The 25202-nt window shown below is 63.3% G+C and carries 22 protein-coding genes; 13 read left to right on the top strand and 9 right to left on the bottom strand.

Annotated elements, in window-relative coordinates; translation table 11 throughout:
• Nucleotides 1-22: 22 nt before the first annotated feature.
• Nucleotides 23-973, top strand: coding sequence for a hypothetical protein (locus JOZ06_RS08090; protein ID WP_293231104.1), 951 nt, complete (start codon nt 23-25; stop codon nt 971-973).
• Here the strand turns inward: JOZ06_RS08090 and JOZ06_RS08085 are convergent.
• The gene (locus JOZ06_RS08085; protein ID WP_293231101.1) at nt 967-1587 is read right to left on the bottom strand and encodes a LysE family transporter; all 621 of its coding nucleotides are present in this window, start codon (nt 1585-1587) and stop codon (nt 967-969) included. The two genes, JOZ06_RS08090 and JOZ06_RS08085, sit on opposite strands and share 7 nt — an antisense overlap.
• Before the next feature lie 132 nt (nt 1588-1719).
• Here JOZ06_RS08085 and JOZ06_RS08080 point away from each other — a divergent pair, with 132 nt between their 5' ends.
• Complete coding sequence (locus tag JOZ06_RS08080; RefSeq protein WP_293231097.1) at nt 1720-2508, top strand: SDR family oxidoreductase; 789 nt, start codon at nt 1720-1722, stop codon at nt 2506-2508.
• A 60-nt stretch (nt 2509-2568) separates the two neighbouring features.
• On the opposite strand, the gene JOZ06_RS08075 is transcribed toward JOZ06_RS08080, so the two are convergent.
• Both JOZ06_RS08075 and JOZ06_RS08070 read right to left on the bottom strand, forming a co-directional pair.
• Entirely contained in the window at nt 2569-2775 is a 207-nt protein-coding gene (locus tag JOZ06_RS08075) for a hypothetical protein (RefSeq protein ID WP_293231094.1), read from the bottom strand.
• Between the two features lie 150 nt (nt 2776-2925).
• Nucleotides 2926-3120 (bottom strand): hypothetical protein, encoded by a 195-nt coding sequence (locus JOZ06_RS08070; protein ID WP_293231092.1) that lies wholly within the window; start codon nt 3118-3120, stop codon nt 2926-2928.
• Nucleotides 3121-3235: 115 nt separating this feature from the next.
• Here JOZ06_RS08070 and JOZ06_RS08065 point away from each other — a divergent pair, with 115 nt between their 5' ends.
• The 3 genes from JOZ06_RS08065 to JOZ06_RS08055 all read left to right on the top strand — a co-directional run bounded on the left by JOZ06_RS08065 (nt 3236) and on the right by JOZ06_RS08055 (nt 6943).
• Nucleotides 3236-4738, top strand: a complete 1503-nt coding sequence (locus JOZ06_RS08065; protein ID WP_293231089.1) for a PLP-dependent aminotransferase family protein — start codon at nt 3236-3238, stop codon at nt 4736-4738.
• Nucleotides 4739-4755: 17 nt separating this feature from the next.
• Complete coding sequence (locus tag JOZ06_RS08060) at nt 4756-5607, top strand: hypothetical protein (protein WP_293231086.1); 852 nt, start codon at nt 4756-4758, stop codon at nt 5605-5607.
• Nucleotides 5608-5812: 205 nt separating this feature from the next.
• A complete protein-coding gene (locus JOZ06_RS08055; RefSeq protein WP_293231084.1) occupies nt 5813-6943 on the top strand; it encodes an alpha/beta fold hydrolase in 1131 nt (376 codons plus the stop codon).
• On the opposite strand, the gene JOZ06_RS08050 is transcribed toward JOZ06_RS08055, so the two are convergent.
• Nucleotides 6903-8351 carry an MFS transporter gene (locus JOZ06_RS08050; RefSeq protein WP_293231081.1) on the bottom strand — a complete coding sequence of 483 codons (1449 nt, stop codon included), beginning with the start codon at nt 8349-8351 and terminating at the stop codon, nt 6903-6905. The genes JOZ06_RS08055 and JOZ06_RS08050 overlap by 41 nt on opposite strands.
• A gap of 108 nt (nt 8352-8459) precedes the next feature.
• On the opposite strand from JOZ06_RS08050, the gene JOZ06_RS08045 reads away from it, so the two are divergent.
• The 4 genes from JOZ06_RS08045 to JOZ06_RS08030 all read left to right on the top strand — a co-directional run bounded on the left by JOZ06_RS08045 (nt 8460) and on the right by JOZ06_RS08030 (nt 11648).
• Nucleotides 8460-9314: a helix-turn-helix transcriptional regulator gene (locus JOZ06_RS08045; RefSeq protein ID WP_293231079.1), complete on the top strand. Its 855-nt coding sequence runs from the start codon at nt 8460-8462 to the stop codon at nt 9312-9314.
• 96 nt (nt 9315-9410) lie between these two features.
• The gene (locus JOZ06_RS08040; protein ID WP_293231077.1) at nt 9411-9662 is read left to right on the top strand and encodes a FeoA family protein; all 252 of its coding nucleotides are present in this window, start codon (nt 9411-9413) and stop codon (nt 9660-9662) included.
• On the top strand, nt 9655-11493 hold the full coding sequence (locus tag JOZ06_RS08035; protein WP_293231074.1) for a ferrous iron transporter B: 1839 nt from the start codon (nt 9655-9657) through the stop codon (nt 11491-11493). Before JOZ06_RS08040 ends, JOZ06_RS08035 begins: the two co-directional genes overlap by 8 nt.
• A complete protein-coding gene (locus JOZ06_RS08030) occupies nt 11490-11648 on the top strand; it encodes a FeoB-associated Cys-rich membrane protein (protein ID WP_293231071.1) in 159 nt (52 codons plus the stop codon). Before JOZ06_RS08035 ends, JOZ06_RS08030 begins: the two co-directional genes overlap by 4 nt.
• A gap of 65 nt (nt 11649-11713) precedes the next feature.
• Here the strand turns inward: JOZ06_RS08030 and JOZ06_RS08025 are convergent, their stop codons facing one another.
• Both JOZ06_RS08025 and JOZ06_RS08020 read right to left on the bottom strand, forming a co-directional pair.
• Nucleotides 11714-11890 (bottom strand): hypothetical protein, encoded by a 177-nt coding sequence (locus JOZ06_RS08025; protein ID WP_293231070.1) that lies wholly within the window; start codon nt 11888-11890, stop codon nt 11714-11716.
• 32 nt (nt 11891-11922) lie between these two features.
• Nucleotides 11923-12744: a helix-turn-helix transcriptional regulator gene (locus JOZ06_RS08020; protein WP_293231068.1), complete on the bottom strand. Its 822-nt coding sequence runs from the start codon at nt 12742-12744 to the stop codon at nt 11923-11925.
• Nucleotides 12745-12855: 111 nt separating this feature from the next.
• On the opposite strand from JOZ06_RS08020, the gene JOZ06_RS08015 reads away from it, so the two are divergent.
• On the top strand, nt 12856-14031 hold the full coding sequence (locus tag JOZ06_RS08015; protein ID WP_293231066.1) for a YbfB/YjiJ family MFS transporter: 1176 nt from the start codon (nt 12856-12858) through the stop codon (nt 14029-14031).
• A 42-nt stretch (nt 14032-14073) separates the two neighbouring features.
• On the opposite strand, the gene JOZ06_RS08010 is transcribed toward JOZ06_RS08015, so the two are convergent.
• Together JOZ06_RS08010 and JOZ06_RS08005 are read right to left on the bottom strand one after the other, a co-directional pair.
• Nucleotides 14074-16923 carry an adenosylcobalamin-dependent ribonucleoside-diphosphate reductase gene (locus JOZ06_RS08010; protein WP_293231063.1) on the bottom strand — a complete coding sequence of 950 codons (2850 nt, stop codon included), beginning with the start codon at nt 16921-16923 and terminating at the stop codon, nt 14074-14076.
• Between the two features lie 151 nt (nt 16924-17074).
• Nucleotides 17075-20359: a DUF748 domain-containing protein gene (locus JOZ06_RS08005; RefSeq protein WP_293231060.1), complete on the bottom strand. Its 3285-nt coding sequence runs from the start codon at nt 20357-20359 to the stop codon at nt 17075-17077.
• 217 nt (nt 20360-20576) lie between these two features.
• Here JOZ06_RS08005 and JOZ06_RS08000 point away from each other — a divergent pair, with 217 nt between their 5' ends.
• Nucleotides 20577-21917, top strand: coding sequence for a glutamine synthetase family protein (locus tag JOZ06_RS08000; protein WP_293231058.1), 1341 nt, complete (start codon nt 20577-20579; stop codon nt 21915-21917).
• 76 nt (nt 21918-21993) lie between these two features.
• Nucleotides 21994-23160 (top strand): elongation factor P maturation arginine rhamnosyltransferase EarP, encoded by a 1167-nt coding sequence (gene earP / locus JOZ06_RS07995; RefSeq protein ID WP_293231056.1) that lies wholly within the window; start codon nt 21994-21996, stop codon nt 23158-23160.
• A 244-nt stretch (nt 23161-23404) separates the two neighbouring features.
• Here earP and JOZ06_RS07990 read toward each other — a convergent pair whose 3' ends face one another.
• A complete protein-coding gene (locus JOZ06_RS07990) occupies nt 23405-24202 on the bottom strand; it encodes an outer membrane protein OmpK (protein ID WP_293231053.1) in 798 nt (265 codons plus the stop codon).
• 373 nt (nt 24203-24575) lie between these two features.
• Between JOZ06_RS07990 and efp the strand changes: the two genes are divergently transcribed.
• Nucleotides 24576-25142, top strand: a complete 567-nt coding sequence (efp, locus tag JOZ06_RS07985; protein ID WP_293231051.1) for an elongation factor P — start codon at nt 24576-24578, stop codon at nt 25140-25142.
• Nucleotides 25143-25202: the final 60 nt, after the last annotated feature.

Below are 25202 nucleotides of genomic sequence, written 5' to 3'. Positions count from 1 at the left end.
GCCAACATGACAGGAGCCCGTCATGACAAAACCGTTTCGGCAGCGCAAATGGCTGATCAATACCATCAACTATTCGATTGCCATCCTGCTCCTGACCATTCTCTCCGGCATGCCCTTCGCGCTGAAATCGTTGTATGCCTCAGTACAATCCAACGCCGCCAGCGACGAGGCCACCAGCCTGATCCTCGCCCACCCGAACGCCAAAAAGCGCAACGAATTCGTGCAGCTGGAGCTTTTGGCCAAGGACATCGACCCGGTCGGCAAGACGATCAAGTTTGTCGTCTCGGGCTACCATGATTGCTGGCAGGACTGCGGCGGCCACGTCATGCGGCTGCACATGTCCACGTTCTATTTAAAGGAGAACAACGACAACCGCGTGCCGCAGAGCGTGTCTTTCGACGTGCCCGCCAACAACGGCGAATTTGAGCACGACATTGTCATGCCAATTGATGGCGATATTTCCATTTACCCGTTCGATCAATATCAGGTCGACGTCGCCTTGAGCGCCGAACGGGTGGACAAAGGAAAATCGACCTTCATCGGGTCAGGCAGCAATAACCTGAATCTGTCCGTCGACGAGCAGATACCGCATTTCGTCAATAATCAAAACACGATCATCAAGAACGTCGACGCCATCACCACCGCGCACCCGCCGACCATCGCCTTCTCCGGTAACTTCAAGCGGCCTTTCTACGTGGAATATATCGTCTGCCTGCTGGTGGTGTTGTTGGTCATCACCACCTCGGCGACGATACTCTTGGCGGACTTCTCCAAACTGATCACCAGCGCGGCCAGCATCATCCTCGGGGTGTGGGGCACGCGTTCATTGCTGCTGGGGTCGCTGCCCGCCGACGTCAGCGTGATCGACATCATCCTCACGCTGATCGCGATCGGTACCCTGATCAGCGTGGCGATCAAGTCGGCGTTGCACGTGCGCAATAAATACCAGCACCCGCCGGAAAATCGTCAATGATCAAGCGCCAGCCGCGCGCCCAGCGCCAAGAGCAGCGTTCCCATCACGGCATCGATCGGTTTTCTTAGGCGCGCGTAACCTTGCTGCACGGCGCGGGTCGAGAAGAGACAGGCCACCAGACTGAACCAGCCGATCGACACCAGCACCACGCTGAGCCACGTCATACCCAGCACCCAGACCGGTGCATGCACCGGCAACAACGTCACGAACAGGCTGCCGAAGAAGGTTGCCGCCTTGGGGTTCGTGAGTCCCACGGTCAATCCCTTCTTGTAGGCGGCCGCGGCGCCGCGCGTTTCGGCCCGGGCGAGCGCGCTTTCCTGTTCGGGCCGCCACAACCCACGCAGCATGCCCACGCCGAGATACAGCAGGTATAAAGCGCCGGCCATGCGAATCACCCAGTACAGGCCGGCCAATTGGCTAATCAGCAGCCCCAGGCCAAAGATGGTCAGCGCGGCCCAAACGGCGTGAGAGGAGGCAATGCCGGCGGCAACGGCGAGCCCGGCGCGGCGGCTGTTCAAGCCATGCGAGGACACCGCGATCAAATCGGGACCGGGGCTGATGCAGGCCAGCAGCATGACGGCGGCCACCATGGCCAAGTGAGGCAGGAAGTTCATGGTTATCCCTTTGTTGTTGCAGATTTATCTCGAATATAAGAGATGTGTCGCCGAGCGTGCAACGGGTGGCTTGCGACGGGCGCACTATTCGTGATAAAAAATGACCATTAGTCATTTTATTGGAGCGGAGCGATGAATCAGCAAGACAAGCGCTGGGCACTGGTCACCGGCGCATCCAGCGGCCTAGGCGCCGATTTCGCCCGCCAATTGGCGGCGCAAGGCTATTCGCTGCTGTTGGTGGCGCGCAGTCTGGCGCCGATGCGGAAGTTGGCCGATACGCTTATCGCCCAGCACGGGGTGGCGGTGGAAGTTTTGCCGCAGGATCTGGCCGCCCCGGGCGCGGCGCAAGCGCTCAAAGAACGCATCGACGCACTGGGCTTGCCGGTCGAATTATTGGTCAACAACGCCGGTTTCGGTGTGCATGGCGCGTTTCATCAGCAACCGCTCGACCGTCTGCAGGGCATGCTGCAACTCAATATCGTCGCCTTGACCGAGCTCACGCGGCTCTTTGCCGCCGACATGGCGGCGCGCGGACACGGCCAAATTCTGTTGGTGGCCTCCGTCGGCGCTTACCAGGCCACCCCGACCTACGCCGCATACTGTGCCAGCAAAGCCTACGTATTGCTGTTGGGCGAGGCTCTGCACGAAGAACTCAAGCCGCACGGCGTCCAGGTCACCGTCTTGTCGCCCGGCGTCACCGCCACGCATTTCTTCGACGTCTCGGGACAGCAGCCCACCCCCTACCAACGCATGGTCATCATGCAGAGCAAGACCGTGGTGCGCCGGGCACTGTCGGCGCTCGCCGCGCGCCGCGCCGCCGTGGTGCCCGGGCTTCTCAACGCGCTGACGGTGTTCGGCAACCGTTTTGTGCCGCGCGCGTGGCAGCGGCGGCTGGCTTACCGGCTGATGCGCAACGATTAGAAAATAGAGCGGCCAGCGTCTATGCGCTGGCCGCTCTATTCCGTAAACGGATACGCGGCGTCAATCCTCGCCGTCGGTAATCGGTGCGCACAGGCTGCACTGCACGCCATCCGGGCAACCACACACCACGGGCATTGCCTGGGCACGTCGCATGGCCGTCAGCACAGATTTATCATGCAGGGCTTGGTTGATTTGCAAGCCCATGCCCCAGTACCACGCATGGCCAACAGCCTGACGGTGTTGGCGCCATTTTTCTCCGATCGTCATTCTGCTTTCTCCTTGATCTCTTTTGTCTTATGAAAAGCAGATTCAGCCGGAAGGTTCTCTCCTCTAATCGTTGTTTTGACCTTCCTTCCACCGCGCATCCTGTCCCGAAGCGCGCAGGGGCCGATCCACTCGGTACAACCCGCCCCGCCTTTAAACCGGCGGCAATCTGGCGGCGCGGCAGTGCGGGCAGTCTATGCGTGCCTCGCCCGTCGCTGCGGCATGTGAACAGTGCACCCACGCCTCGACATCGGCGCGATAGCCATAGCGCACATGCGTGGTCATGCCGGAAAACCACTTACTTAACAATATGTTGAAGCGGCGAGGTAATGACAAATAAATTTTCATAATCGGCTCCATTTAATTATTTTCTTCTTGACGCCCGATAATCCTAATTGCATATTGGTTCACAATGAAGTTCCACTTCATGCTTTTTTGAATGGACCACTTAAGGGCTCTTAAAATGCGTCGCGTCAAAACCCTGGATATCCCCCTGCTCGAAGCGCCCGCCAATCTCACCCGCCAGGATCAGGTTTACCGCAGTCTGCGTCAGGCGGTCATCGACGGCCGCCTGCGCCTGGGCGAACAGGTGCCGTCCACGCGCGAGCTGGCGGCGCGCTGGTCGTTGTCGCGCGGCACGGTGGAGCAGGCTTACGAGCGATTGACCATCGAGGGCTATTTGGAACGGCGCCAAGGCGCCGGCACGTTCGTCACCGCCGCCTTGCCCGAGCATTTCATGCTGCCGGACACGCCTTGCCGCGTCGCCCGCGCCGTCGCGCCCGCTGCGATCGGTAAGCCGATTCCGGCGCCGGAAACGCAGGGCCGGCTCAACTGTGCGCCCGGTCCGGCGCGAGAGGCGTTCATCGCCCGCGCCGCCGACCCGCAATTGCTGGACCTGGCGAAATGGCGCCAGCACCTGACGCGCGCGACGCGCGAAATCGCGGTGGACGATATGCATTTGATGCAATTCGGCGGCTTGTGCCGGCTGCGCCAAGCGGTCGCAGACTATGTGCGTGGCGTGCGCGGCATCGAATGCCAGGCGGACGACGTGGTGATCACCACCGGCATCCGCCAGGCGCTCAGCCTGGTGGCCGGCTTGTTACCCCAGGGAGCGACCGTGGCGCTGGAGGATCCGACCTACCGCCAGGCGCGCGAGATTTTCGAATCGCGCGGTCTGACGTTGCGCCCGACTGCGGTCGACAGCGAAGGGCTCCAGGTCGAGGCGCTGGGCGATACGCCGTGCGCGGCGGTCTACGTCACCCCCGCCCACCAGTCGCCGCTCGGCTACACGATGAGCGCCTCGCGCCGGGTGGCCCTGCTCGACTGGGCGCGACGCCATGGTGCGCTGGTGATCGAAGACGACTACGACAGCGAATACAACTACCTGAAGTCACCGCCGCCGGCGCTCAAATCCAGCGACCGCGACGACCGCGTGCTGTTCTGCGGCAGCTTCAACAAGCTACTGTACGCCTCGCTGCGCATCGGCTTCATGATCGTGCCGCAAAGCTGGCGCCCGGCGCTGATCCAGCGCCTGTATGCCGCCGGCGCCTATCCGGGACTGATCGAACAGCAGGCGCTGGCCTCGATGATCGAATCGGGCGACCTCTACGCCCATATCCGCCAAGCGCGGCGCATCTACCAGCGCCGGCGCGACGTGGTGGTGCAAGAACTGGGGCGTTGGATCGAGCGGCCGCGGCTGTCTGGCGAGCACTGCGGTTTTCATTTCGTGCTCTGGCTGCCATCCGGCCTCGACGATCAAGCGATCGCCGACGAACTGTGCACCCAAGGCATACAAGTGCGCCCCCTGTCCTCGCTGGCCTTGCTTCGCCGCTACCCGCCGGCCTTGCAATTGGCGTTCGCCTCGGTGCCAGACGACACGTTGCGGCAAGCCACCGAACGCCTGGGCGCGCTGTTGCAGGCGCATATCGCGGCGCGCGCCGAACGTCGCGCGCGCATGCCTGCATGAGACTGCGCGCTCAAGAAATGGTCTACGTGGACGATATATCATCGTCATCGATAATTTTTATAAATATGCAAATTCGCATACTAACGCAGCCGATAACGGTCACACTGAGCACCGCCGCCACCTCCCGGAACAAGCCGGCAGCCGCCGCCGCGAACCTCACGGATAGCGCCACCGACCGCGTGACGCTCAGCAGCACGATCCAGCAGGCGCTCAGCCATTTGGCCCAATCTCGGCAACAAGCCAAACAGCAAGCGTCCGCGATATCGAGTTCGACGCGTGCCAGCCAACGCGCGGTGCTGGGACAGCGTGCCGAGATGCTCAAGCAACGCATTAAGGCGCTGCGGCAGATGATGGCCATGGCGTCGCCGGCCACGGTCAAGGGCTTGGCGCAACAACTGGCGCAGCTGGCGAAAGAGCTGCAATCGATCGCTGGGGAGCTAAAATCGCTGAACGGCAACGGCACGGATGGTGGAAGCACGATCGCCGTCAGCGTCAGCGTGGATGGCGCGGACAATGCGCCAACCCAGGCCATGAGCGACACAACCGCGTCAACGAACGCGGCGGCAGGCACGGACAGCAGCGGCGCGGCCGGCGCCGGTTCGACCACGACCACGGGATCCATCGGCAACACCGCCGGCGACGCGCTCTCCAGCACATTGAAAGAACTGGCCGCCGAGATCAAAGCCATGCGGCAGATGCTCAAATCACTGTCCCGCTCCCATAAGGATGCCCAACACGACCTGTCGAAAACGGATGAGAGTCTCTCCGACGCCGATAAGGCAATCGCAGATGTCGATGCGGCGAACAGCGCATCAGCCGCCAGCGCGATCGACGACGGCAGCGGCGGACAGATCGACGTTAGTGCCTGAGATCGCTTTTTTTCCTTGTCCGGCGCGCATCATAGGGAAAAGCCGTTGTGACCTCGCAGACCACAGTGCTGACTATCATCAAGTTGTCATGACGCACCGCTTCTTATCATAATAAGCCGGTTTATCACCAACCCGCGCAATGCCATTGCCCGTTTCGCGCGATCCGCCGTCGATTCGGACTCACCGCATAAGGCCGAGAATCCGCATGTTTACCTTTGATCTGGACTATCAGGCGCTCTTCGACGAACGCGCCTGGCAGCTGAAAGCCCAGGGCATTTCCCGCCGGTCGTTGCGCCAAGTGCGTAGCCACGTGACCAATTTCTGGGGCACCGGGCCCGGCGCCTGGACCCATGAATGGACGTTGCACGCCAAACAGGCGGAGCGCGCCGAGCGCTGGCTGGAGGCCTCGGCGTGTCATGGCGCGGCGCGTTTCCCGGTGATCAACACGCCGGAGCGCAAGCAGGCGCTGGCCGATCAGATCCGCTGTTATCTACGCGCGGCGCCGGAATTTCCCTGCCGCTTCGAACGCAAGTCGCTCGATATCCGCACCGCGGCCGGGCCGAGCCAGATCATGGCGCACCTGTTCGAACCGGCGGCGCCGGCCCGCCGGCCAAGACCGCTGCTATGCCTGAGCGGCGGGGTGTACATCGGCAAATTCGAACTACATCAGCTGGCCGTGGCGCTCGCCCGTTATGGCGGTTTGCGCGTGTGCGCGCTCGACATGCCGGGCACAGGAGAAACGACGCTGCCGCTTGAGCCGGACAGTCAGGAAGTCTATCGCCAGGTGATCGACCAACTGCGCGATCCATCGGCGCGCACCGGCATGCTCGGCATCAGCATCGGCGGGCATTGGGCGGCCAAGCTCGCCATGCAGGGCGCGGTCGACGCGGCCGTGGACATCGGCGGCCCGGTCGGGTTCGATACCCAGCCCGGATCGAGCCCGCTCACGCTCAACAACGCGCTGACCGGCACCATCGCCAATGCCATGCAGCTTTCCGCCATGCCGGATGAGGCGCAGGCCAACCAGCTGACACAGGAGTTCTCGCTAGCGCATCAAGGCTTGCTGATCGCGCCCCCCAAGGCCAAGCTGCTGGTGATCAACGGCCGCAACGACCCCTATGTCGGCCTGCAGGACACGCAGGGCTTCGCCGGCCTCGCCAACGCCGAGGTTTGGCTGATCGAGCATGCCGGCCATTGCGCCGCCGAGCAGTTTGTGCGGCTGGTGCCGGGCATCCTGCTGTGGCTGCGGCGGCACTTGGGGGTATCCGGCAGCCTCCCCTATCCCGCCGGACTCATCAGCCGGCTCGTGATGCCGCGCCGCACGGTGTTGGCCTGAGCGCGCCAGCACGCCGCGCGCGCCAGCCATACGCCAGCGTGCTGGCCAGCAATAGCATCATCAGGCCGAATTCGGCGCCGATGGCGGCAAACAACGCCGCCAGCGCGTCGCCGCCGCCGGCGAAGGTTTGCGCAAACACCGCGCCCAGCACGGCCGACCCCAAACCAAACGCCGCCTGCTGCACGGTGGTCAACATGGCGCTGCCAGCGCCGGCGTGATCAGCCGGCACGTCGGACAAGCCGATACGGAAAAAACTGCTGACGATCTGCGCCTGACCGGCGCCGACCAGCATCAGCGCCGGCGCCAACGACAGCAGACTGGGATGCGGCCACGCCAGCCGGCAACTGAGCAGGATGCCCAACAGCCCAGCCATCTGCACCGAGGAGCCCAACAAAAGCGCGCGCAGGCGCCCGAGCCGAGCCGCCAGCCGGGCACTCACGAGCGAGCTGGCAAAATAGGCGGCGCCCAGCGGAATGAATACGTTGCCGCAAGCGAGCGGCGACAAGCCAGCCCCCGTTTGCAACGCCAACGCCATCACGAACATGAAACCGCTCCAGCAACTGTAAAACAGCACCGCCACCAGCAAGCCGAAGCGCACGCTGCCGATACGCAACAGCGAAGGCGGCAGCAACGGCACAAGACCTCGCCGTTCCTGCGCCAGTTCAACGCGCGCGAGCCACGCGACGAGCGGCAATGCCATCGACAGCATCGCCAGATAAGGCCAGGACCAGTGGCGCGACGGACCGAGCGCCAACGGCAGCAACAAGCATAGAATCAGCAGCGTCAGCACCAGCGTGCCGGGCACGTCGATGTGCGCGGCGCGCTCGCGCCGGGTTTCGGGCAACATGCGCCGCGACAGCGCCAGAACCGCCAGACAGATCGGCAAATTGATCAGAAACACACTGCGCCATCCCATGGCGGAAACCAAAAATCCGCCCAGCACTTGACCGATGATGAACGCCAGCCCGCCGACGGCGCCGTAGAAGCCCAGCGCGCGCGAATGGGCGTGGCCGCTCAGGCAGACATGGATCGTGGCGAGAATCTGCGGCACCAACAGGGCGGCGGCCAGCCCCTGCAACACCCGGGCCGCCAAGAGAAAGCCCATCGACGGCGCCAGTCCGCACAACAACGAGGCCATGCCAAACAGCGCGACGCCAATATTGAACAGACGGCGGCGGCCAAAGTTGTCGCCCAGCCGCCCACCCAAAGCCAAGCAAACGGCGAACGCCACGCCATACACCGATACCATCAGCGCCAGATCCGTTTCCGTGGCGGACAGCGAGCGGGCCAGATCCGCCAGCGCCACGTTGACAATGGAAAAATCCACCTGCGGCAATAACTGTCCAGCCAGCAGCACCCACAAGCCGGCCATCCCCAAATGACCAGTAGTTGCATGCTTCTTCATCATTTATCTCCACAATATGATTATGTGGAAGTAGTATGGGAAGTCTCTCAGACTGGCACCAGAGTTTGCTTAGCCTGGTATAAATTGTGCCAGGCAACGGAGCGGAAACCGATGGACATAACCGACGCACTGCACGACAGCAACGCGCACGAACTGGGCGCCTTCCTGCGCGCCCGACGCGAAAGCCTGGACCCCGGCCGGCTGGGCATCGCGCGCGGCGGGCGCAAACGCACGCCGGGACTGCGGCGCGAAGACGTCGCCGCGCTGGCCGACATCGGCATTACCTGGTACACCAAGCTGGAGCAGGGCCGGCCGATCCGGGTTTCCTCCCGGGTGCTCGCGGCGGTGGCCGGCGCGTTGCAATGCACGGAAGCGGAAACCCGTCATCTGTTCACGCTGGCCGGGCTGAAACAACCGGAGCGTCCCGCCGCGCCGGCAGGTTGTCCGGCGCTCTCGACCATGCAGCAGCGCCTGCTCGACCAACTCGACCCGATACCGGCGCTGATCCAGAACGCGCGTTACGACATTCTCGGCTTCAATCAATCCTACTGCCGCATGGTCGGCGTCGATCTGGCGCGCATCGCGCCGGAAGACCGCAATTGCATCTACCTGGCGCTGACGCACAGCGCTTGGCAGGCAAGTCTGGCCAATTGGGAGGATGCCGTGCCGCGCATGGTGGCCCAGTTCCGCAGCGCCATGGCCGAACACCGCCACGAACCGTTATGGGAAACGCTGTTGGACCGCTTCATGGCGGCCTCGCCGGCATTTCGCGACGCCTGGCAACGTTACGAGGTGCGCGCCATCGAGAATCAGCTCAAAACATTCAGCCACCCCCGGCTCGGCCTGTTTACCCTGCAACAAAACAATTGGTGGTCGGCGGCGCGCGACGGCGACCGTCTGTTGGCCTATCTGCCGGTGGACGAGTTCGGCGAGCGCGTGCTGCGCGAGTTGGCGCAATCCGCTTGATGGAAGTCAACCTTTAAGTCATTCCCGCAAAATGTCCTTGTCAGGACAATGTGGCCAAAATCATAATGAGAACGATTACTATTTAAGGCCATCACCATGAACCTCACCGACCTCCCTAACGGCACGCACGCCGTGGTCCGCCACGTCGACGATCAGTATGCCGCCGACGCCATCGCCCAACGCCTGCGCGACCTGGGCTTTGTTGCGGGCGAGCCCGTACGGGTGGTGGCGCGCGCGCCCTGGGGCGGCGATCCGATTTTGATTCAGGTCGGCTCCACCCGCTTTGCGCTGCGCCGCGCCGAGGCCAGCCGCGTCGTGATCGAAGAACCGGAGCACGCCCATGTCTGAAGCCACGTTGCGCATTGCCCTGGTCGGCAACCCCAACTGCGGCAAAACCGCGCTATTCAACCAGTTGACCGGCGCTCGCCAAAAGGTCGCCAATTACGCCGGCGTCACGGTGGAGCGCAAGGAGGGCCGCTTCACCGCGCCGTCCGGCCGCGCCATCCGCCTGCTCGACCTGCCGGGCGCCTACAGCTTCGAATCGACGAGCCCGGACGAACGCATCACCCGCGATGTGCTCTTGGGCCACTATCCAGGTGAAGCCGTACCCGACATGATCGTCTGCGTGGCCGACGCCACCAACCTGCGGCTGCACCTGCGCTTCGTGCTCGAAGTCAAACGTCTCGGACGGCCGATGGTGCTGGCGCTCAATATGATGGACGCCGCCCGCCATCGCGGCATCCGCATCGACGTGGCCGAGTTGGAACGCCAGCTTGGCATGCCGGTGGTGCAGACCGTGGCGGTGCGACGCGGCGGCGCGCGCGCGCTGGTCGATCTGGTGGACAAAGGCATTCCGTCGCTGACGCCACAGCCAGCCGCGATGGACGAGAGCGCCGATCTGCACGCCGAGGTGCGCGCGCTCCTGCGGGCCACGGTGACCATGCCGCACGCCTCCGATAAGGTCGTCGACGCCATCGACCGCTGGACCCTGCACCCGGTCATCGGACCGATCATTCTGGCCGCGGTGATGTTCTTGGTGTTCCAGGCGGTCTATTCGCTCGGCAAGCCGATGACCGACGCCATCGGCGACGGTTTCGACAGCCTGAGCGCCATCGTCGGCGCCGGACTGCCCGCCGGACCGCTACGCGGCCTGATTTGCGATGGCGTGCTCAGCGGCGTCGGCACCGTGCTGGGCTTCCTGCCCGAGATTCTGGTGCTGTTCTTATTCATTCTGCTGCTGGAGGAATCCGGCTATCTGCCGCGCGCCGCCTTCCTGCTCGACAGATTGATGGTATCGGTCGGGCTGACGGGACGCTCCTTCATCCCGCTGCTATCGAGCTTCGCTTGCGCCATTCCCGGCATCATCGGCACGCGCAGCATCACCGACCCGCGCGATCGCTGGGCCACCATCCTGGTCGCGCCGCTGATGACCTGCTCGGCGCGGCTGCCGGTGTACGCACTGCTGATCGGCGCCTTCATCCCCACCACCAAAGTGTGGGGGCTATTCAATTTGCAGGGATTGACGCTGTTCGCGCTCTATATGCTCGGCATCGTCGGCGCCATGGTGGTCGGCTGGGTGGCCAAACGTCTGGGGCGCGACCAGCGCGAACACGCGCTGCTGATGGAGCTGCCGGCCTATCGCCTGCCGAATGCGCGCGACGTCGCGCTAGGCCTGTGGGAACGCGGCGCGATCTTTCTGCGCCGGCTGACCGGTGTCATCCTGGCTCTCACGGTCGTCATGTGGTTTATCGCCACCTTCCCGTCGCCGCCGGTCGGCGCCACGGGTCCGGCCATCGATTACAGCTTCGCCGGGATGCTCGGACGGGCGCTGCAACACGTTTTCGAACCGCTGGGCTTCAACTGGCAGATCACTTTGTCGCTGATCCCGGCCTTTGCCGCACGCGAAACCGCCGTGGCGACGCTCGCCACCGTCTACGCGGTGGGCAATAACGCCGACGTGGGCACGCTGGGCCAAGTACTGACCGGCCATTTCTCGCTGGCCAGCGCGCTGTCGCTGATGGTCTGGTTCGCCTTTGCGCCGCAGTGCATGTCGACACTGGCGGTGATCCGGCGCGAAACCGGCTCATGGCGCAAGGTCGTGCTGTCGTTCAGCTACATGTTCATCGTGGCTTATGTTCTGGCATTCGCCACCTATCATCTCGCGGGGGCCTTACTATGAATCACGGACTGTGGATCCAATATGCCATCATCGGCGCGCTGGTCGTGGTCTGCGTCGTCTACGTGGCGCGCAAGCTGCGCGCCAGCGCCAAAAGCGGCGGTTGTGCCGGCGGATGCGGGAGCTGCGGCGGTTGCGGCAGCAACTCGCCGCACTGAGACAGGTGCGGCCGTGCGTTGCTTCGCGAACGCACGCTACCCAAAGCGTATTTTGTTGGCGGCGCTCAGTCGAAACGCGGCTCGGCATCGCCGCCGGTTTGCGCCGCCTCGGCCTCGGCGCGCTCCTTCGCCTGCAGCGCCTGCCATTGCTCTTCGGTCAAACCGTGGCTGCCGTCGCAATATTCCCGGCGGCCGCAGCCGCAGCGGCCGATATCGGCCGGATTCTCTTTTACCCGCATCATGAGGTCTTTCTCCTTGTCGTTTGCGGCGGATTTTAGCCAAGGACGGGGGACGACGGCAACCCGCCCGCTTTGCGCTCGCGCCACACCGTGGGCGCCGCGCCCATCTCCTGACGGAACATATAGGTAAAGGCGGCAGTCGAGGCGTACCCGAGCGACAACGCGATATCGGTGATGCTGCGCCCCGCGCATAGCCATTCGATGGCCAGAAACAACCGCAGCCGATAGCGCCAAGCGCGAAAGCTCAAACCGACCTCCTTCTCGAAATGACGCGCCAGCGTGCGCCCGGACGCGCCCAATTCCCGCCCCCACAACGCCAGTCCGCGCGCATCGGCGGGATCGGCATACAGCGCCAGGCAGATCGTGGTCAAACGCGCGCTGTGCGGCCACGGCAAATAAAAGTCCTGTGCCGGCAATCGTGCGAGCTGCGCCAGGGCCAGCGCATTGAGCTGATCGATATAGCGGCTGTCCTCCTCCCGATGGCTCACCGCTTCCAATTCGACGATCAACGCGCGCAATAACGCGGTAACCGCGAACACCGTGCACCGCGACGGCATCGTCACCCCGGGCATATCGGCAACGTACAAATTCCGAAATTCGGCCCCCTGCAACGTGCCGGTCGTATGCGGCACCCCCGCTGGCACCCAAATCGCCTGCTCCGGCGTAATCACATACCACGCGCCGGCGACCGTCACGACGAGCGTGCCGGCGGTGGCATAGACCAACTGATGCCATCGGTGCGCATGCAACGGAAACCGCTGGCGCGCGGCCAGATTCTGCGAGCGCGGTGTCACCGCCATCGGCAGCGCATCCAGCTCGGGAACATCGATGGCGATCCAGTCAGTCGGGGATGGCATGGCGGTGGCTCACGATTGTCTTTTCATCGATAAATCTAGTCATCTTATCCAAAGAATGGCAACCGCTGCCTCGCTAGCATGGGGCCATCGTCAACTCGCGAAGAGTCCATCATGGAAACCACCCTTACGCGCCCGCCTCACGCCTATGACAGCTTGCGCGTCATCAGCGCCGGCATCTGCGCCTTGATTCTGACGGTCGGCATTGCCCGCTTTGCCTATACCCCCTTGTTGCCGGTCATGCGGCATCAGGCGGGTCTGTCGGATCTCGCCGGCGGCTGGCTCGCCACGTTCAACTACCTGGGCTATATGCTAGGCGCGTTGGCGGTTGCCATGATCGGCAACCTGACACGCAAATTCCAACTCTACCGGCTAAGTCTCGTGCTGGCGGTCGTCAGCACCATGGCAATGGGCTTGACCGACAATATGACGCTATGGGCCATCCTGCGCTTTCTCTCCGGCATCTCCAGCACCGGTGGCCTGCTGCTGGCATCTGGACTGGTGTTGAACTGGCTGATCCGCCATGGTCATGCGCCGTCGCTGGGCTTGCACTTCACCGGCATGGGCGTCGGCATCGTCGTCTCCGGCCTCGCCGTCACGGCAATGATCGACCATCTCGCCTGGCAAGGGCAGTGGCTGGGCCTGGGGCTGCTTGGCGCGGCGTTTTTCGTACCGGCCTGGCGGTGGCTGCCCGCGCCGGCCGCCAAGCACGCCGGGGCTGCGCACACCGCGCCGCCACCGTCGCGCCGGTGGATGACGCTGCTGATCAGCGCCTATTTCTGCGCCGGCTTCGGTTACGTCATCAGCGCCACCTTCATCGTCGCCATCGTCGAAAAACTGCCGCTCATGGCCGGCCGTGGCGGCTGGGTTTGGGTCGTGGTCGGCCTCGCCGCGATGGGCTCCTGTTTCTTGTGGGACCGTATCGCCCGCCGTACCGGACAGATTCCCGCGCTGCTATGGGCCTATGGTCTGCAAATCGTCTCCGTCGTGTTGCCCGCGGCCAGTGGCGACGTGGTGCTCATTCTGCTGAGCGCGGTGCTCTATGGCGGCACCTTCGTCGGCATCGTCAGCCTGACGCTGTCGCTGGTGGGACGCCACTTCCCGGCCAATCCGGCCAAGGCCATGGCGCGCCTGACGCTGAGTTACGGCGTGGCGCAGATCATCGCCCCGGTCATGGCGGGCTATATCGCCACGTCGAGCGGCAGCTATCATGGCGCGCTCATCGTCACCGCCGCCATCATGGCCGTCGGCATGCTGCTGCTGTTCGCGCTCGGACGGCAACACCCATGAAAAAAGCCTCCCGTGGGAGGCTTTTTCGGTCGCGCGGCGGGTTTAACCGCAAGCGCCGACGTGACCGCAGGCGGTGCAGAACTCGCAGCCGTCGCGTTTGATCAACGCGTGGTTGCCGCACTCCGGGCACGGCTTGCCGGCCACCGGCTTCATCTTCTCGACGCCGCCTTCGTCGAACAGGTCGCCCTGCTCCGGCACCATCACCCCCATGTTCTCCACCGGGAAACCTTCCTCGGTCAAAATGCCGAGCATGGCGTAACGGTGGATCACCAGACGGGCCATATAGGCCACGGTCGACGGCCAGCTCTGCGATTTCTCGCTATCCGGCGTGCGCGCGAAAAAGTCGCCCTGCGGCTCGGCGTAGGTCAACAGCTTGCGCAGCTTCATGCCGATCCAAGCCGGATCGATGACGCGCATGTCCATCGACAGCATCTTGCACAAACCATCGAGTTCGCGCGGATAGCTGCCCGCCATCCACATCGAGAACGGACGGCGCTGGCCGTTCGGCAGCACCAGCTCCTTCAGGAACAGCACGAAATCGTCGCCGGTCTGCGGATTGGAAATATCGACCGACCAGCTCATGGTGCCGTCGGCGCCGGACTTCGGCTCCTTGCGCGCGAACATGGCGTCAATCACCGGCGTGGTGTCTCCCGCCTGCGGCGTCAGCGCGCCCAGCTCCTCGACGCGATGACGCACGATGTGCGCCAGTACCGCGGCGGCGCAGGTGGCGTGCACCGGACGGTCGCCCAGCTCGACGGTGTAACGCTTGTCGCCGAAGGTCTGCGCCAGCGACTCCAGCTTCATGGTCAGCCATTCGACGTCGCGGCAGCGCATGTCCATCGACAGCGTCTTGGCCACGGCCCCCAGTCCACGCGGCTGCTCGTTGCCGTTGACCCAGCATTCGAACGGCTGCATGTGGCCGTTTTCCACATGGCCGATGAACACGGCGAAGTCGCCGCTGTCATGCTCGACCATATAGGTCCAGGACGGGTTGCCGTGCTTGAGCTTAGGCCGGTTCGGCCACTTCAGGCTCGCCAGTGCCGGGCTCGGCGCGGTATTGAGCGTGATGCGACGGTCCGGATCGCCCTCTTGGCTCGCCGACAGATCTTGCGGCGTTTCCTTGGCCGGCTCGACCGACAACACGGCGCCCAGCACGTTGTTCGGCCGGTAAGTGGTGATGCCCTTGAGCCCGGCGCGCCACGCCTGCAGATACAGCGACTCGAAGTCCTCGAACGGATAATCGGCCGGCACGTTGACCGTCTTGGAAATCGCCGTGTCGACGTAAGGCGCGACGGCGGCGACCATCTGCATGTGGTCCAGCGCGCTCATGTCGAGCGCCGAGACGAAGTAGTCCGGCAGGCTCTTCACATCCCCGCCCAGCATGCGGTAGACGCGATAGGCGTGGTCCTCGACCAGATATTCCTGGGTCGTGCCGTCGGCCATGCGTTTTTTGCGGGTATAGAACCAGGAGAACGGCGGTTCGATGCCGTTCGAGGCGTTATCGGCAAAAGCGAGCGAAATGGTGCCGGTCGGCGCGATCGACAGCAGGTGCGAGTTGCGGATGCCGTGCTTGGCGATGCGGTCCTTGATGGCCTTGGGCAGGCGGCTCGCGCAATGCGGCTCGGCCAGATATTTCTTGGCGTCGAACAGCGGGAAGGCGCCCTTCTCCACCGCCAGGTCCACCGAGGCGTCATATGCCGCATTGCGCATCACCTCGGACACACGGGCGGCGAAAGCGCGACCGGCGTCGCTGTCGTAACGGATCTTGAGCATGATCAGCGTGTCGCCAAGCCCGGTGAAGCCCAGACCGACACGGCGCTTGTTTTGCGCCTCGCGCTCTTGCTCCGGCAACGGCCACACGGTCAGGTCGAGCACATTGTCGAGCATGCGGACAGAGCTTTTCACCACGCGCTCGAACGTCGCCTCATCAAACGAGGGAGTGTCGCCAAAGGCATCGCGCACGAAACGCGTCAAATTGATCGATCCCAGATCGCAGCAGCCGTAATCCGGCAGCGGCTGTTCGCCGCACGGATTGGTCGACTCGATCACCTCGCAATAGCTCAGGTTGTTGTCGCGATTGATCTTCGACATGAACAACACGCCCGGCTCGGCATGGTCGTAGGTGGAGGCCATGATCTGCTGCCACAGGTCACGGGCGCGCACCTCGCGGTACACCCACAGGCCGTCTTCGCGGCGGAAACTGTCGGGAAAGGCCTTGGACGACGGCTCGACGCTGTGCACCAGTTGCCAGATGCCGTCATTTTCGACCGCCTGCATGAATTCGTCCGACACGCCGACCGAGATGTTGAAGTTCTTCAGGTCGCCATGGTCTTTGGCATGAATGAACTCCTCGACGTCGGGATGGCTGCAATCGAGCACGCCCATCTGCGCACCGCGGCGGGCGCCGGCGGACTCGACGGTTTCGCAGCTGCGGTCGAATACACGCATGTAGGAAACCGGACCCGAGGCACGGCTGTTGGTGCCCTTGACGCGCGCGCCCTTGGGGCGGATGCGGCTGAAGTTGTAACCGACGCCGCCCCCACGGCGCATGGTTTCCGCCGCCTGCAGCAGCGCCGAATAGATGCCCACCTTGCCGTCGATGGCCTCGCTGACCGAATCGCCGACCGGTTGCACGAAACAGTTGATCAGCGTGGCGCGCAGGTCGGTGCCGGCGGCCGAATTGATGCGGCCGCCGGGAATGAAACCGCCCTCGAGCGCGACATAAAACTCTTCCTCATAACGGGCCGGATCCTTCTCCGGCGCCGCCAGGGCGCGCGCCACGCGGCGGCGCACCTCGGAGACGTCGCCCTCGCCGTTCTTGGCATATTTCTCCAGCAGCACTTCGCGGGAAATATCCTGCTCGGTCATGGCGGCTACATTTTCCTGTTTCACGGCACGGTCCTCTCATCACGCCTAGGGACCGGGCAAAGCGTTCTCGCAGGAAAACGTCGGCACCGGCCCCTATACTATATATTGTGTCCGCCAACCCGTGGCGCACTATATGCCGCATTGTAGCGCATCAACCGCCAACACGGAAGGTTTCTCAACGCCCTGTCAGATCAATTGCCAAAGGCACACCGTCGGCGCTTGCCTGCGCGGTCTTGGGCGTGCCAAGCGCAATGCGCGCGGCCAGATCCGGATACGCCTGCGCCAGGAATTGCTGCGCCCCCTTGGCGCGGGCGTTGGCCAACGCCAGCAGATCGGCGTCGGCGACCTTCTCGGCGGCGATCGCCTCCTGACGCAAGCCATCGTAGAAGGCCGGCCCGCTCCCGCCGGACACCATGCGCGCCATGAGCTTCAACCGGCCGACACGCTCGGCGTACATGGTCTTGATCGCCGTCTGCATATCGACATCCTGGCTATCGATCGCCGGCAGCGGCTCATCCGGCAGCAGCGCCACGCCAGCGGCCTTCAGGATGGCGCGGTCGATCCGCGCACGGGCCAATTGGCGCCGGTCGGCGACGGGATCCCAGGTACCGGCGATCGTCAGACGCAACTGCGGACGCTGGCTCAGCATCTGCGCAAGCTGCGATAATTTCTGCCGTTCCGGCGGCGTCACCGTGGCCTCGCCGGTCACAAAGCGCACGTCGTCGAAGCCTTGCAGCCCCAACAGCTCGCCCAGCGCGCGGAACGGCGCGGTCACCACCTTCTGAATCACATTGACGAAGGCCTGCCACACCACGCCGCCGTAGCTGAACTTGGGATCGTCCAGATCGCCGCTGACCGGCAGATGAAGATCGATACGGCCATTACTGTCTTGCAGCACCATCACCGCCAGCGACAGCGGCAAGCGCGAAACGCCCGGCCGCTCGACCTGTTGGCCGAGCTTGATCGAATCGACGACGATGCGGTTATCGCCATTGAGCTTGCGCTGGTTGAACTCATAAGCGAGTTCGACCGATAGCTTGCCATCCACGATCTGCCAGCCGGCGATGTTCTCCGAATAGGTATCCAGGCTATTGAGCGGGATATTGCGGAACATCAGATGAATGTCGGCGTTGTCGGTAAACGCCAGCGGCGCCAGCGCCCCGCGCACCCGCACGTCGCCCGCCTGGTCGACCAGGCCGTTGAGCGCGATGGCGCCGCGCTTGCCGGGCTTGGACGACAAGCCGCTGATCGAGCCGGACAAGTGGTTGATCTGCGTGCCGAACGCCGGCTTCATACCCAAATCGGCAAAGTTCACATCGGCGTTTCTGACGTGAATCATGCGCACGTCGAACGCCAGCGGCGGTTTTGCCGCTTTCGGCGGCAAGGCGGCGGGCGCGGGCGCCGCGGCGTCGCCTTGCGGGGCCGCGCCGAACAGACGGCTCAGATTGCTGATGCGATGCTGATCCAACATCAGCCGCGCCACGGGCCGGTCGAGCGTCACATCGCGCACCGTCAGCGCCAGCGGACTCGCCGCCGCCTTGATGCCGGCCAGGGTCAACGCGCGCCAGCCCAGCAGCGGCTGCTTCTCGCCCGGCTCCATGATCCGCAGATCATTGATGCCGGCGCCGCCGGTCACCTGCCAGCCCGACGGCGCGAAGCGCACATCGAGCGCGCCGGCCAGCGTACCCTTGGGCATCGACAACGGCGTCTTGGACAGCAGATACGGCGACCAGGGCGCGAGCGGCACGGCGCGCGCCGTCAGCTTGCCTTGCACGCCGGGCGCGGCCGGATCGAGCTGGCCGTCGAAGTTCAGCTGGCCACCGCCCGAATGCACCTCGAACGTCACATCGACCTGGCTGTCGGCACTATGTGGCGTCAGGCTGCCGGAGATCGGCGCCAACATCACCTCCGCCGGACGCGCCAGTGCTTGATCGCGCCAGACGACACGGCCGTCCGCCATCGCCAGACGCGGCATCGTCACTTGCCACGGCGCGCCCCGGTCCTCCTGCTTGGCGGCGGGCTTGCCCGCCGGCGCGGCCAATAGCGAAGCCAGGTTGATCCGCCCGGCGGCGTCGCGAATCAGCGTCAGTTCGGGTTGTTGCAGTGTCAGCAGACCGCCATGGATCTGACGGCCAGACAGCGCCGCCTCGCCGAGCCCCACATGGGCCACGGACAGCACGGGCGGCTGCCCCTGCGGCGCCAGCGTCAACCCCGACAGATTCGCGCTTACCTTGTCGATGCCCAGTTCGCCGCGCGGGGAGAGACGCACCCCCAGCGACAGATACGGCATCGCGCTCTGCAGCTCGATCGCCTGCGCGCGGCTGTTATCCTGCAGCCGCAAGCGCCAGTTATCGAAACGCAGATCATTGACCTGAATTTTCCAGCCGGGACGGCTTGCCTTGACGGGCTTAGCCGGCGCGGGCGCGGGCGGCGGCAGCACGGCCTGCCAGTTGACCTGTCCCGCCGCGTCGCGCAGCGCGTCCACCTGGCCGTCGCTCAAATGCACCCGTTTAAAAAATAGCGACTGCTGCTGCAGATCCAGAATCCCATCCTCGAGCGCCAGTTGGCCCAGCGCCAAATGGCTGCGGCCATCGGGCGACACCAGCCCCAGGCCATCGATGCGGCCGTATAGCGTGCTCAGCGTCAAATGCGGCGCCTGGTCTTTGAGATCGAAGACATAGTTCAGGTCGAGCGACAGGCTGCCGGCGGGCGGCGCCAGCCGCGCATACGGTTTCAGATAATCCCAGATGTCGGTCAACGGCAGTTGGCTCACGATGAGACGGCCGGAGGAAGCCATGGGGTCCAAGCCGATCAAGCCGCGCCATTTCAACCGCGTTTTATCGCCCAGGCTCGCCGTCAAGGTGTAGCCGCCTTCGCCCGGCTGGGTGCTCAGATCGTGCAGATTCAGGTTGATCTGGTGCAGATCGAGCGCCTGATCCGGGTTGCCAAGCTGATCGCGGAACACCAGCCGGCCTTGGTTGACGCTCAGCCAGTCGAGGAAAATTTTCGGCGGATTGCCCGTGCTTTTCGGCCCCGGGCCGCTGGCATCCTTGGCGAAGCGCGCCCAGTTCCAACTGCCGTCCGCCGCGCGGGTCAGATCGATCTCCGGCCGCGTCAACGCCAACATGGAAGCATGCCAGTGGCCGATCAACAACGCACGCGGCAGGGCCTCGAGCTCGACGCGCGCGGCGGCGAACATCGTGCTGCCATCCTTGTCGGCCAGCCGCACTCCCTCGAGCGTCACGCTCATCCGCCATGGATTGATCGACACCGCGCCGATGTCGAGCTTGCGGCCGATGCTTTGCGCCCAGCGCATGGCGGCGTCTCGCGCCATGTTCGGCGCGGCGAACGCGAGAAAGCCCCAGGACAGGCCCCAGAGCACGAGGACGGCGATCAGGACGGGGCGCCAGTGGCGCAGGTATTTCCGCTGTCGCGGTTCGGCTTGCGATTCAGTTGGCATACGGTACACCGAAGTCAGAGTCTTATTCTTGAATACAGCATAGTATCGCGCTTCACGCTCCCCCAGCAGGTCGGATTTTCGACCGGTTCTGTTGGGTAACGACAACAAGGTGGGTATTTTATGACAAAAAGATTGATACGTCCGTCCCTGCCCTCCTAGGATGAAATGGCGTTAAATATTTTTAACAGCGCATTTCCATCAAGCTCAACGAGGACTTATGAACCCCGCCGATAGTATTACCGCCTGGCTCGACCAGCACCGCATCACCGAGATCGAATGCCTGATTCCGGACATGACCGGATTAGCGCGCGGCAAAGTGGTACCGCGCCACAAATACGATCCAGGGGAAGGGCTGCGCCTGCCGGAGGCGGTGTTCGAATTGAGCGTGACCGGCGACTATCCGGAAGCCAGCATGATTCCGGAAGCCGACCCGGATCTACGACTGATCCCCGATGCCTCGACGCTGCGCCTGATTCCCTGGGCCGCCGAGCCGAGCGCCCAAATCATCCATGATTGCGTGGGCTTTGACGGCACGCCGGCCGAGCTGTCGCCGCGCAATGTGTTGAAGCGCATCCTCAAGCTCTACGAGGACGAAGGCATCACCCCGGTGGTGGCGCCGGAGATGGAGTTCTATCTGGTGGAAATCCAGCCGGACGAGGATATTCCCCTCTCGCCGCCGATCGGCCGCACCCGGCGCACCGAGGCCGGCCGCCAAAGCTTCAGCATCGACGCCATCTCGGAGTACGACGAGATTTTCGACATGCTGTACGACTGGTGCGAAAAGCAGAATTTGATGATCGACACGCTGATCCACGAAATGGGACCGGCGCAGATGGAGATCAACCTGGATCACGGCAACGCGCTGGAACTCGCCGATCAGGTGTTTCTGTTCAAGCGCACCGTGCGCGAGGTGGCCTACCGCAACAATATGTACGCGACCTTCATGGCCAAGCCGATGCAGGGCCAGCCGGGCAGCGCCATGCACATCCACCAGAGCCTGGTCGACAGCCGCACCGGGCAAAACGTGTTTTCAGAACCGGACGGCAGCCCGTCCCAGCGGTTTTTCCATTTCATCGCCGGCATGCAGAAATACCTGCCGCCGGCGATGCCGTTTTTCGCGCCCTATGTGAACTCCTACCGGCGGCTGTCGCGCTACACCTCGGCCCCGATCAACCTGTCCTGGGGCTACGACAACCGCACGTGCGGACTGCGCGTGCCGCATTCGAGCCCGGCGGCGCGCCGGGTGGAGAACCGCTTGCCCGGCGTCGACGTCAACCCTTACCTCGCCATCGCCGCCAGTCTGGCCTGCGGCTACCTGGGCATGAAGGAAGGCTTGAAGCCGACCGAGCCGTTGTCCGGCAGCGCCTACGAACAGCCGCACCAGCTGCCGCGCCACCTTGACGATGCCATCGATATGCTGAGCGGCTGCCAGCCGCTGATCGACGTGTTCGGCGAGCGCTTCATCCACGCCTACGCCGCCATCAAGGAACTGGAGTATCGCGAATACTTCGACGTCATCAGTCCTTGGGAGCGGCGCTTCCTGCTGCTGAGCGTGTAGCGCGGCGGGCCGGTCCGCCGGCCCGGGGCGCGGGTCGAGATGGTATGCTTATGCCTTAACCGTATTGAGAATGCGCATGCCATCGACCACCCCCGCCCTGTCTTGGGATATTTTCTGCAATGTGATCGACAATTACGGCGACATCGGCGTCACCTGGCGTCTGGCGCGCCAACTCTGTCAGGAACACGGCCAACGCGTGCGCCTGTGGGTGGACGATCTGCGCAGCTTTTCCCGGCTATGCCCGGACATCAGTCCCAATCTGGCGCGTCAGGATCACCGTGGCATCGAAGTGCTGCATTGGACAACGGAACTCCCCGCCGACGCGCTGCCGGGCGACGTGGTGCTCGACGCCTTCGGCTGCACGCTGCCCGAGCCGTTCCTGACGGCAATGGCGCGTTGCCGCCGCCCGCCGCTTTGGCTCAATCTGGAATACTTGACCGCCGAGGAATGGATCGAGTGCTGCCACGGCATGGTCTCGCCGCACCCGAAATACGGCATCAACCGCTATTTCTTCTTTCCCGGCTTCACCGCCCGCACTGGCGGCATCATCGCCGAGCGCGACATCGTGACGCAGGCACGCCAATGGCAGCAAGATCCGAACAACAGAGACCTGTTTCTGCAAAGCCTCGGCCTGCCGCCACTCGACCCCGACGCATTGATCGTCAGCCTGTTCGCCTACGAAAACGCCGCCATCGGCGAACTGATGCGGTTTTGGGCATCCGGCCCGCAGCCGGTGACCTGTCTCGTGCCGGAAGGCCGCATCTTGAGCGACATCGCCGCCGGGCTTGCCCGCGGCCCCTTGGCCGCCGGCGATCATGCGCAAGCCGGCGCGCTGACGTTGCACGTACTGCCGTTCAGCGATCAGGACACCTACGACCGGCTGTTGTGGAGCTGTGACGTCAACTTCGTGCGCGGCGAAGACTCGTTCATGCGCGCCCAGCTCGCCGGCAAACCGATGATCTGGCACATCTATCCACAGGAAGACGCGGCGCACTGGGTCAAACTGGACGCCTTCTGCACCCGTTATCTGCAGGGAGTGGCGCCGGAAGTGCAGCAGGCGATGCTGGCGCTCAATCATGCCTGGAACCACTGCCAGGCCATCGTCCCCGCGTGGCGGCAATTCATCGCCAAGCGCCTCGAATTGACGGTTCACGCCACCGAATGGCCACGCGCCCTGCTCGCCGGCGGCGATCTGGCCACCCGGCTCATGCGTTTCATCGCCGCGAAGCGCGACGAGGCATAAATAAAAAAGCCATCCGCGCGCGGATGGCTTTTCAGCTTGCTGACAAACCCTTCTCCGCGGAGCGGAGGCTCCCTTGCAGGGCAAGGGCAGGGGGATGGGGATTCGATGGACAGGCTGAAAAATCAGTGAGTTGTCTCCGAGGCCCGGCTTTGCCGGGACCTCCGAAACCGTTGCAAACCACTAAATCAACAGCCTGAAAAGCCATCCGCGCGCGGATGGCCTTTCTCGGCGAACCCACCACCGATCAGAAGTTGTACTTGGCGGAGTAGATCCACGCGTACTCGTTGCCGGCGGTGCCCAGCTTGTTCACCGCGTAGCGGTATTGCACGCCGGTGGTCAGGTGCTTGGTGGCATTCCACCACAGCGCGACCGCGCCGTTCTGCCCGGTCTTCTTCTGCTCGACGCCAGCCGGATCGGCCACGCCGGTGAAGTAATGCGTGCGATCGAACTCGGTTTCATGCCATTGGGTCACCGCGAACGATTGACCGAACAGCTCGAAGTCATAACCGGCGACATAACCGGCCATGTAGCCGTTCATGTGGGTGCCGACGCCGTACTTCATTTCCTGATGGCGGCCGAGGAACGGGTGTACCCACAGCTTGCCGAAGCTCAGGTCGGTGCTCAGACCCAGCACGCGGTTCTGGTCGAAGAATTGGTGGCCCGGATCGGTGTCGCTGTCGCGGGTGTCGTAGACGTGGGTATACAGCTTGACCGGCAGACCGGCCACTTCGGTCAGGTTGAAGCGGGCAACGACCTTGGTGGTGTAGCGCTGATCGCCAGACGGCATTTGCGGGTCATGACGGTTCCAGTTTTCCAGGTCGAAGAAGCCATAGATATCCCCCCACGCGCGGCCCGCGCCACCTTCGGCTTCCAGATACTGGAAGTTGCGCTTCGCGCCGAAGGCCGAGTTTTGCGTTCTGTTCAGCGTGGACTCGGACCAGTTCAGCTGGTTGATGCTGACGTCGCCGAAGGTATAGTCAGCGTGCGCGGCGGCCATGCCGCCAGCCAGGGATAGCGCCAGGGCTAGTTTAAGCGTTTTCATCGTTCTCACCGTGTGATTATGTTTTTAGTTCCTCGCAGACGGATGCCTGCGGCGGCGAAAGATACTTGAGAAACACTTTTTTGCAAAGTTGTTACAACGAAGTTGTCGCTTTTAAGACATCTTCATGACAAATTATTTTGTCTTTATATAAAGATAGATTCTCTTTTGCTCACAGGGCAGGCACAATTCCCTAGCCTGCTCTCTCTTGGCCCGCTCGATCGCCTCCGCAGCCCAACCTGGCGCCGTCTCACGCCATCGCTTCTTCCGTCCCGGAAAACCAACAAATTTCCATGCCCAAACTGGCGCATTTCATTGGAAATCAATACAATATGAGGTTTTGTCGGAAATCGATTCCCAACAGGACTGTTTAGCAATGAAAACCGCACAGGAACTCCGCGCTGGCAACGTATTCAAGCTTGGTAACGACCCGATGGTCGTGCAGAAGGCCGAGTACAACAAATCCGGCCGTAACGCCGCCGTCGTCAAGATGAAGATGAAGAACTTGCTGACCGGCACTGCGTCCGAAGCCGTATACCGCGCCGACGACAAGTTCGACGTCGTTGTGCTCGACCGCAAGAGCTGCACCTACTCGTACTATGCCGATCCGATGTACGTCTTCATGGACCAAGAATTCAACCAGTACGAAGTCGAAGCCGACAACCTGGGCGATGTACTCAACTTCCTGGTCGACGGCATGGAAGACCAGTGCGACGTGACCTTCTACGAAGGCAAGGCGATCTCGGTCGAACTGCCGACCACCATCGTGCGCGAAGTCGAATACACCGAACCGGCCGTACGCGGCGACACCTCGGGCAAGGTGCTGAAGCCGGCCCGCCTGAAGGGCACCACCTTCGAACTGCCGGTACCGGCCTTCGTCGAAATCGGCGACAAGATTGAAATCGACACCCGCGACGGTGGCGAGTTCAAGAAGCGCGTTTAATCGCTCCGCTTCCATGCCAAACGGCCCCGCTCGGGGCCGTTTGGCTTTTTAAGGTTTGCC

Source organism: Paludibacterium sp. (assembly GCF_019232825.1).
In the GTDB taxonomy this organism is placed as follows: domain Bacteria; phylum Pseudomonadota; class Gammaproteobacteria; order Burkholderiales; family Chromobacteriaceae; genus Paludibacterium.
This window is presented reverse-complemented; position numbering and strand designations above follow the sequence as displayed.

Excerpts from the sequence above, each read along its gene's own strand:
- JOZ06_RS08090 (WP_293231104.1), top strand. The coding sequence starts at position 23 with ATGACAAAACCGTTTCGGCAGCGCAAATGGCTGATCAATACCATCAAC.
- JOZ06_RS08085 (WP_293231101.1), bottom strand. The coding sequence starts at position 1,587 with ATGAACTTCCTGCCTCACTTGGCCATGGTGGCCGCCGTCATGCTGCTG.
- JOZ06_RS08080 (WP_293231097.1), top strand. The coding sequence starts at position 1,720 with ATGAATCAGCAAGACAAGCGCTGGGCACTGGTCACCGGCGCATCCAGC.
- JOZ06_RS08075 (WP_293231094.1), bottom strand. The coding sequence starts at position 2,775 with ATGACGATCGGAGAAAAATGGCGCCAACACCGTCAGGCTGTTGGCCAT.
- JOZ06_RS08070 (WP_293231092.1), bottom strand. The coding sequence starts at position 3,120 with ATGAAAATTTATTTGTCATTACCTCGCCGCTTCAACATATTGTTAAGT.
- JOZ06_RS08065 (WP_293231089.1), top strand. The coding sequence starts at position 3,236 with ATGCGTCGCGTCAAAACCCTGGATATCCCCCTGCTCGAAGCGCCCGCC.
- JOZ06_RS08060 (WP_293231086.1), top strand. The coding sequence starts at position 4,756 with ATGGTCTACGTGGACGATATATCATCGTCATCGATAATTTTTATAAAT.
- JOZ06_RS08055 (WP_293231084.1), top strand. The coding sequence starts at position 5,813 with ATGTTTACCTTTGATCTGGACTATCAGGCGCTCTTCGACGAACGCGCC.
- JOZ06_RS08050 (WP_293231081.1), bottom strand. The coding sequence starts at position 8,351 with ATGATGAAGAAGCATGCAACTACTGGTCATTTGGGGATGGCCGGCTTG.
- JOZ06_RS08045 (WP_293231079.1), top strand. The coding sequence starts at position 8,460 with ATGGACATAACCGACGCACTGCACGACAGCAACGCGCACGAACTGGGC.
- JOZ06_RS08040 (WP_293231077.1), top strand. The coding sequence starts at position 9,411 with ATGAACCTCACCGACCTCCCTAACGGCACGCACGCCGTGGTCCGCCAC.
- JOZ06_RS08035 (WP_293231074.1), top strand. The coding sequence starts at position 9,655 with ATGTCTGAAGCCACGTTGCGCATTGCCCTGGTCGGCAACCCCAACTGC.
- JOZ06_RS08030 (WP_293231071.1), top strand. The coding sequence starts at position 11,490 with ATGAATCACGGACTGTGGATCCAATATGCCATCATCGGCGCGCTGGTC.
- JOZ06_RS08025 (WP_293231070.1), bottom strand. The coding sequence starts at position 11,890 with ATGATGCGGGTAAAAGAGAATCCGGCCGATATCGGCCGCTGCGGCTGC.
- JOZ06_RS08020 (WP_293231068.1), bottom strand. The coding sequence starts at position 12,744 with ATGCCATCCCCGACTGACTGGATCGCCATCGATGTTCCCGAGCTGGAT.
- JOZ06_RS08015 (WP_293231066.1), top strand. The coding sequence starts at position 12,856 with ATGGAAACCACCCTTACGCGCCCGCCTCACGCCTATGACAGCTTGCGC.
- JOZ06_RS08005 (WP_293231060.1), bottom strand. The coding sequence starts at position 20,359 with ATGCCAACTGAATCGCAAGCCGAACCGCGACAGCGGAAATACCTGCGC.
- JOZ06_RS08000 (WP_293231058.1), top strand. The coding sequence starts at position 20,577 with ATGAACCCCGCCGATAGTATTACCGCCTGGCTCGACCAGCACCGCATC.
- earP (WP_293231056.1), top strand. The coding sequence starts at position 21,994 with ATGCCATCGACCACCCCCGCCCTGTCTTGGGATATTTTCTGCAATGTG.
- JOZ06_RS07990 (WP_293231053.1), bottom strand. The coding sequence starts at position 24,202 with ATGAAAACGCTTAAACTAGCCCTGGCGCTATCCCTGGCTGGCGGCATG.
- efp (WP_293231051.1), top strand. The coding sequence starts at position 24,576 with ATGAAAACCGCACAGGAACTCCGCGCTGGCAACGTATTCAAGCTTGGT.